This window comes from Draconibacterium sp., from assembly GCF_041583095.1.
GTDB lineage: Bacteria > Bacteroidota > Bacteroidia > Bacteroidales > Prolixibacteraceae > Draconibacterium.
In genome coordinates this window covers 1-7,387 of the sequence record NZ_JBFHGM010000255.1, presented here as the reverse complement: position 1 = coordinate 7,387, position 7,387 = coordinate 1, and the positions used below count along the sequence as shown (strand labels likewise).

The 7,387-nt window shown below is 40.5% G+C and carries 8 protein-coding genes and 1 pseudogene; 7 read left to right on the top strand and 2 right to left on the bottom strand.

The features are described from left to right. The 3 genes from ABZB17_RS18230 to ABZB17_RS18220 all read left to right on the top strand — a co-directional run. A partial coding sequence (locus tag ABZB17_RS18230) for a thioredoxin domain-containing protein (RefSeq protein ID WP_372652268.1) occupies positions 1–1,174 on the top strand: 1,174 nt, incomplete at its 5' end. Then, the gene (locus ABZB17_RS18225; protein ID WP_372652266.1) at positions 1,171–2,211 is read left to right on the top strand and encodes an NAD(P)/FAD-dependent oxidoreductase; all 1,041 of its coding nucleotides are present in this window, start codon (positions 1,171–1,173) and stop codon (positions 2,209–2,211) included. The genes ABZB17_RS18230 and ABZB17_RS18225, both read left to right, overlap by 4 nt. A gap of 87 nt (positions 2,212–2,298) precedes the next feature. Then, positions 2,299–3,162 carry a DUF3078 domain-containing protein gene (locus ABZB17_RS18220; RefSeq protein WP_372652264.1) on the top strand — a complete coding sequence of 288 codons (864 nt, stop codon included), beginning with the start codon at positions 2,299–2,301 and terminating at the stop codon, positions 3,160–3,162. Positions 3,163–3,488: 326 nt separating this feature from the next. Here the strand turns inward: ABZB17_RS18220 and ABZB17_RS18215 are convergent, their stop codons facing one another. After that, complete coding sequence (locus tag ABZB17_RS18215; RefSeq protein ID WP_372652262.1) at positions 3,489–4,391, bottom strand: EamA family transporter; 903 nt, start codon at positions 4,389–4,391, stop codon at positions 3,489–3,491. A gap of 155 nt (positions 4,392–4,546) precedes the next feature. Between ABZB17_RS18215 and ABZB17_RS18210 the strand changes: the two genes are divergently transcribed. From ABZB17_RS18210 to ABZB17_RS18195, 4 genes are all read left to right on the top strand, one after another. Further along, entirely contained in the window at positions 4,547–4,774 is a 228-nt protein-coding gene (locus tag ABZB17_RS18210) for a DUF6132 family protein (protein WP_372652260.1), read from the top strand. Further along, complete coding sequence (gene trxA / locus ABZB17_RS18205; protein WP_372652258.1) at positions 4,764–5,063, top strand: thioredoxin; 300 nt, start codon at positions 4,764–4,766, stop codon at positions 5,061–5,063. The genes ABZB17_RS18210 and trxA overlap by 11 nt, the downstream gene beginning before the upstream one ends. Before the next feature lie 95 nt (positions 5,064–5,158). After that, the gene (locus ABZB17_RS18200; protein WP_372652256.1) at positions 5,159–5,812 is read left to right on the top strand and encodes a class I SAM-dependent methyltransferase; all 654 of its coding nucleotides are present in this window, start codon (positions 5,159–5,161) and stop codon (positions 5,810–5,812) included. 617 nt (positions 5,813–6,429) lie between these two features. Continuing rightward, positions 6,430–6,693, top strand: a complete 264-nt coding sequence (locus ABZB17_RS18195) for an arsenate reductase family protein (protein ID WP_372652255.1) — start codon at positions 6,430–6,432, stop codon at positions 6,691–6,693. A gap of 387 nt (positions 6,694–7,080) precedes the next feature. Here ABZB17_RS18195 and ABZB17_RS18190 read toward each other — a convergent pair. Then, a pseudogene (locus ABZB17_RS18190) lies at positions 7,081–7,387 on the bottom strand (cell filamentation protein Fic); the annotation flags it as partial.

Genomic DNA, 7,387 nt, shown 5'->3' with positions numbered 1-7,387 from the left:
TTTTAAAAATGAGGAGTTTAAAACCGTTGTTTACGAAACCATTGCGTTTGTTGAGCGAGAACTGATGGACGAAAGCGGCGCTTTTTATTCGTCGCTGGATGCCGACAGCGAAGGCGAAGAAGGAAAGTTTTATGTGTGGAAGAAAAAGGAGCTTCAGGAGATTCTGGGTGATGAATTTCGGTTGTTTGAAGAATATTATAACATAAATGGCAAAGGTTTTTGGGAACATAACAATTACATTCTCCTTCGCGATATTTCCAATGAAGAATTTGCAGACAAGCACGGGTTGAGTTTAAACGAACTGCAGATAAAAGTCGGAAAATGGAAATATGCACTGATGAAAACACGGAAGGAGCGCGTGCGTCCCGGATTGGATGATAAAACGCTTACATCGTGGAATGCGCTAATGCTAAAAGGACTGGCAGATGCATACAAAGCTTTTGGCAACATAGAGTTTTTGAATCTCGCGATTAAAAATGCCGGGTTTATCGAAAAAAAGCTGTTAAAGGAAAACGGACAACTTTATCATAGTTGGAAAAATGACATCACTTCTATCGATGGTTTTCTGGAAGATTACGCACTGTTGATGGATGCTTTTCTTGCGCTGTTCGAAGTTACCGGGGATGAAAACTGGCTGGCCTTATCGGATAAAATGATGGAGTATGTTTTTGCCCATTTTTACGACGCAGAAAAGCAGCTATTCTATTTCAACCGATATAATGCCGATGCGGTGATTATCAACCATTTTCAGAAAGAGGATAACGTTATTCCCGCAGCCAATTCGGTAATGGCAAACATCCTGCACCGTTTGTATTTAATCCATGGAAAACCCGAATACCTGGAAACGGCAAAGAAAATGTTACAATACATTACGCCACATTTTGTCAATTATCCGATGGCTTATGCCAATTGGGGAACACTGCTGTTAAAATTAACGGCACCTTATTTTGAGGTCGCCGTTTGTGGATTCAATTCCCGCTTACAGCTTAAGAAATTACAAAAAGGTTTTTTCCCGCATGTGCTTTGGGCATTTACCGAGAAGGAAAGCAAGGTGCCATTGTTGAAAGACCGTTTTAGTCATACTGCCGATTTGATTTATGTATGCAAAAACGGCACCTGCGAATTACCGGTTGAAAAAGTGGAAGCGGCTGCCAAAAAGATTCGCATACAATGAAACGGAAAGAAGTCTTGATTGTTGGGCAGGGCCTGGCAGGTACATTACTGGCTTTTGAATTGTATTTGGCCGGAGTGGAGGTTTGCATTGTTAACAATCCGCAAAAAAGTACGGCGACACGTGTGGCGGCCGGAATGGTAAATCCGATGGTGTTTAAGCGTATGACCAAAAGCTGGATGGTGGATGATTTGCTGCCGGTAATGAAAAAACGTTACCACAAGCTGGAAGAACTGCTTGGCGAACGTTTTTATTTCGACATGCCCATGATTAAACCACTGTCGGAGCAGGAAACAGAACTGTGGCAGCAACGAAAAGCCGACGAAAAGTTTGCACCGTTTATTGAAGATATTTCTGAAACGAGTCCGGTTGATCGTATTTTTGCTTCACATGCCTATGGAGTTGTAAAAGGATCGGGCTATTTAAAAACCGGTCTTTTTCTGGATGCTGCCAAGCGCTTCTTTCAGGAAAATGAACTATTGATTGAGGCCGATTATCCGGCAAACCAAAGTAGTTTCGAAAATCACATTTTCCAGGATATGCAGTTTGATAAAATTGTGTTTTGCGAGGGACATTACCTGAAAACACATCCGCTGTTTGATTTTGTGCGTTTACAGCCGGCAAAAGGGGAGGTGCTACAGATTTATGCGCCCAACCTTTCAGAAAACTTCATCATTAACCGCCGCGTATTTGTGTTGCCAGTTGGCGATCATCGTTTTAAAGTTGGCTCAACTTACGAGTGGAAAGACCTTACAGATTTTCCAACCGAAGAAGGCAAAAACTCAATTGTAGACCGTTTAAAAGAGCTTATCCATGTTGATTTTACAATAGAAGAACACTGGGCAGGAGTGCGCCCTACGGTGATCGACCGGCGGCCGGTTTTGGGTAAACACCCGCAGCATGAGCACGTTTATGTCTTTAATGGCCTGGGAACAAAAGGCGTGATGCTGGCGCCTTATTTCGCGAAAGAAATAAAAGCATTGATCATGAATAATAATTATGAAATCAATAAACAAGTTGATCTTGCCCGGTTTTTATAGTCGTTGTTAAGTTTACAAACTTTTATTTCTTCCTTTTGTTTTATTTTTCTAAATTGAGATTTAAATAAATTACCAAACAAAATAAAAATGAAAAAATTGCTGATTCTACTATTGATTATTCCCACACTGGCGTTTGCACAAGAAACAAAAGACACCCTTTGGACAACAAGTGGTAGTACAACACTTAATTTCTCGCAGGTTTCATTAAACAACTGGGCGGCCGGAGGAAAAAGTTCCATGTCGGGCGTATTTATGGTGAATTATGCCGCCAATTACAAAAAAGATAAGTTAAGCTGGGACAATACATTCGATTTTCGATTTGGCTTTTTAAAGGAAGAAGACGATGATTTGCGTAAATCGGACGATAAAATCGATATCAGCTCTAAACTGGGCATTGAAGCCAAAGGGAACTGGTTTTATTCCGGCTTGCTGAACTTTAAATCGCAATTTGCTCCGGGTTACAATTATCCCGATACCGAAACTTCTATTTCTAAATTTATGGCTCCGGGTTATTTGAGTCTCGGTTTGGGTATGGATTATAAAATCGATGGTTTTTCATTGATGATGGCTCCTGTGTCGGGCAAATTCACTTTTGTTACCGACGATGATCTGTCAAACGAAGGTGCTTTTGGTGTTGAGGAAGGGAAATCAATGCGGTCGGAGCTTGGTGCAACCGTTAAGGTGCAGTTGATAAAGGACATTATGAAAAATGTAACACTGGATACCAAAGTAGATTTGTTTTCAAATTACCTTGATCAGCCTAAAAACATCGATGTAGACTGGACATTCAAGATCATTATGAAGGTGAACGATTACCTGTCGGCTAACCTGATTACGCAGCTGATTTACGATAATGATGTGAAAATTCAGGGCGACGATGAAAACCTTCCTCCATCACCTGGATTACAATTTATGGAATCGTTTGGCGTAGGACTGACATTTAAATTCTAATCGAATAGAAAAATATTGAAAGAAGCTTTCTGCTGTTTGCGGGGAGCTTTTTTTGTTTAGCTACGAGCCACGAGTTAGACAACTGGAGAGGTTGGCTGAAAAAATTGATTGTCCTACTCTTACAATTTATCAGTATTTCAATCTCGTTCAATCTTGCATCAATTTTTTGCACCACATAGCTTCACCAAGCAGGCGCAAAGTTTCACAAAGAGGAAGAAGTTCAAGAGGATTTACAATTTTACAATTTATCAGTTTTTCAATCTTCTTCAATCTAATATCAATCTCCATCAATCTTTTTGCTAGTGGCTAGTAGCTCACAGCTATTCTCACAACACCGTTCCCAAAGTAATAAGCAAAATACCCGTCAGGATACCCACAAGGTAAGCGCCTTTCTTTTTCATGTTTTGTTCTTTAAACAGCACACCTCCAACAACAAAGGCTACCAACACACTTCCGCGGCGTAGTGCCGAAATAACAGAGATCAAAGCATCTTCGTTACTAAGGGCATAGAAATACAGGTAGTCGGCAATTACCAGAAACAGCCCGATAAGCGGGATGGTCCAGCGCCATTCGAAATGAATGTTCTTACGTTTTCTGATTTTCTCGTTCAGCAAAACAAAAGGCAGCAGAATTACCACCTGGTACACCGAAAACCAGGCTTGTACGGCTACGCGGTCAATTCGGCGTAAAATAAATTTATCGTACAGGCCGCTGCAGGCGCCAAGAAGGGTTGCAGCCACAATAAAATAGATCCATTTGTTGCGTTTGAAATTGATGCCGTCCAGTTTCCCCGCGGTGGAGAAGAGGTAGAAAAATACCAGGGTAATGGCAATTCCAATCCACTGGTAAACATTCAGGCGTTCGTGAAAAATAATGAGCGCGCCGATAAGCGTCCAAAGCGGACCGGTTGCCCTAATTGGAGCCACAATAGTAATGGGCAGGTGCTTTAATGCAAAAAAGGCAAGCACCCAGCTCGACACCACAATGGCCGATTTAAGCAACACCTGAAGATGTTCGGCAGCGTTAAGTTGTGGTACATACAAACCGGTGTTGGCCAAAAGTTCGGGCGATTTAAACGAAATAACAATAAAAGGGGTAAACAGCAACGAACTGGCAACGGTAGAAAAAAACAATACTGGCATAACAGCGTTACTGTTAACCGATTGCTTTTTTAAAATGTCGTAAATACCCAGAAACAAGGCCGAAGCCAATCCAAATAGTGCCCACATAATGTTTTATAAAGCTGCCAAAAGTAGCCGTTTTCCTTGAGCTCTATATTTCCTAAAAGTTATGATTTCGGCGAAATCTATTTGCAATCATTTTTTTCAATGGTTATTTAAAAACTAAAAGTGTTTGTTGCTGTTACAAAGTTAGAAGTAAAGAAATGAAGTTTATAAAACAAAAACAGCTGGCCCTGATTTTATTGGTAGTTGGTGCCATTGGAGGTTTCCTGTATTGGAAATATGTGGGATGTTTAAGCGGTACCTGCCCCATAAAATCGGTGTGGTACTGGAGTACCTTGTGGGGAGCTGCAGTGGGCTACCTTGTTGGCGATGCCATAAACGATTTTATAGTGAAGCGAAAAAAAAGAGCAGAACAGAATGATAGCTAAATTCAATAATATTATCAATTGCAAACGTCCGGTTTTGGTCGACTTTTATGCCGATTGGTGTGGCCCGTGCAAACAAATGCCGGCCATTTTGAAGCAGGTAAAAGCTGAGCTGAAAGAAAATGTCAAGATCATAAAAGTGGATGTTGACCGCAACCCGAATATTGCCTCGAAATACCAGATACGAAGCATTCCAACACTGATGCTGTTTAAAGACGGCGAATTGAAGTGGAGAGGGATGGGGGTACGACCTGCCGATGAAGTAAAAAGTATTGTTGAGCAATATTTGTAAATTTGCACATGCACGATTCACAAAATATATTCTACACCTCCATATCAAAGTACTATTCCGAGATTTTTCCGTTTAATCCCATGCAACTGAAGTTTGTGAAAAAAAAGCTCGGCGAGTTGCACGGGAAACATATTCTGGATATTGGTTGTGCCACCGGCGAGTTGGCCTTTCAGCTGGCTGAAGGTGGGGCAGAAGTTATTGGTATTGACCTGAACGAAGATCTCCTGCAACAAGCTATTGACAAGAAGAAACACGAAAAGCTAACCTTTCAGCAGGGAAATATGCTGGAACTGGCGCAGAATTTCTACCCGCAGCAGTTTGATGCCGTATTGTGTTTTGGAAATACGTTGGTGCACCTCAACTCCGAAGCACTTGTTTTGCAAATGCTGGAAGGTGCTCACGCGGTGTTAAAACCCGGCGGACAATTACTGATTCAGTTGCTGAACTACGACTACATTTGCAACGAGCCTGTAGAAGTACTGCCTGTAATCGATACGGAGAACATAAAGTTTATTCGTCGTTATAATTTTACTGATAATTCTGATCTTATCGGCTTTCAGACCGACCTGGAAATTAAAGCCAGGAACCGCATTGTGTCGAATGAAACACCTTTATTGGCACTTAAAAGCGAAACATTAAAAACGCTTTTGAAAAAAGCCGGTTTCCGAAATATTCAGTTTTACTCCAACTTTAAACAGGATGCATTTGGCGGAAAACATTTGCCTTTGGTGGTGAGTTGTGAGAAGTAGGTTTTCGCTTTTCAAGTCGTTTTAGTTTTTCGCACCATAAATCTCCTGCCGGAGGCTATCATTTTTGTCTTGACACAAAACGATACACGAGGAAGGCATTTCCGAGCCAAGGCTCCTTTTGATCTTCACCCTACGTTTTTATAAAACCTAAATTTGGACGGGTGATCTCCTCGAGCCCTCGGAGCTTCCCGATCTCATTAAGGCTTTATTTCAACTTCGGGCAAAGACCAAAAGAGGCCGTTCAACTGCTGCAGCGTCAGCCACATCGCAGCTTGGCCTCGTCAGGTGAGCCGGAAAACAAGCAGTGACGGCGTTAAAAAATTACTGCTGTTTGAGGAGGTACGACGAGTTTCAGGAATTTTAGCTGGCATTGCGTAGCTTTTCCGAGCGAAGCGGGCGCAGCCTTGAGTTTTTTGTTTACTTATTGTCTCAAGACAAAAAGTAAAATCGGCCCGATAGGGCAAAAGGCATTTTTGAATACTTCTTCATGTGATTGGGATTACCCAAATTTGGCATCAGATGTAATGCTAAAGCTCATTTCAGCTATAGAAAAAAGGATTTCCTGTCGAGAAAGACAACAGCAAATAATTATCTTTCGGGCACAAAAGAGAACCGGAATGAAAAGAAAAGTATATTACTTATCCACCTGCGATACCTGTAAACGAATAATGAAAGCAATAAATGTTGACGATAGTTTTGAGCAGCAGGATATAAAAACCGAACCTATCACCGGTGAGCAGGTAGAAAGTCTTTACACACATACCCAAAGCTACGAAGCACTGATAAACAAACGTGCCCGGAAATCAAAAGCAGCCCTTGAAGCGAATCCTGTAAAAACCGATGCCGATTATAAAAAGCTTTTGCTAGATTGTAGGTATTGAAATTTTCCATCGTGAAAAACATTAATAATTGTTCACTAAAATTAAGGAAATAATATCTTAAATGCAAAATTTCAACCTCTGTAAGGTGTTGTTGTATAGTAATTTGTCTTCAAATTGGTGAACAGATTGTGATTTGAATTTTGTTCACCGAATTGTTCACCTATAATATGGTTTTATATGGTTTTGTTTGGTATGTTGGAAAAATAAAAAGCACTGAAATTCAGTGCTTTAATGTTTTTTGATCGAAAGTTGTATGTAACATAGTGGAGCTGGCGGGAGTCGAATAATTTAGGTATTTAGCACTAAATCAGTGGTTTATAGCAGGAGATATTTGAGTGTTAACCGAATCGTTCACCAACGTTGTTTTTACATATAATTTGGTGTCAATTATTGCGTTTTGAATATTTCATTATACCTCATTTCAATCTGATTAACTTCGGTTTCAGATAATGCTTCAAATTCTTTTTCTCTGGCTCGTTTAGATAGTTCTCCGTTGTTCTGTTCTAAGAACCGAACCAATATTGCTACCATTTTATCAGGCATTTCAAATTCGTCATCTACAAAACGTTTGAATTCATCGTAATGCCCAAGATAGGATACTTCCGAAGGTATAATATTTTCAATGGTATCGATTACGCAATCGTAAAGAAATTCTGCTTGAGGAGTTATATCGAAATAACGGTAAAAGTCAATT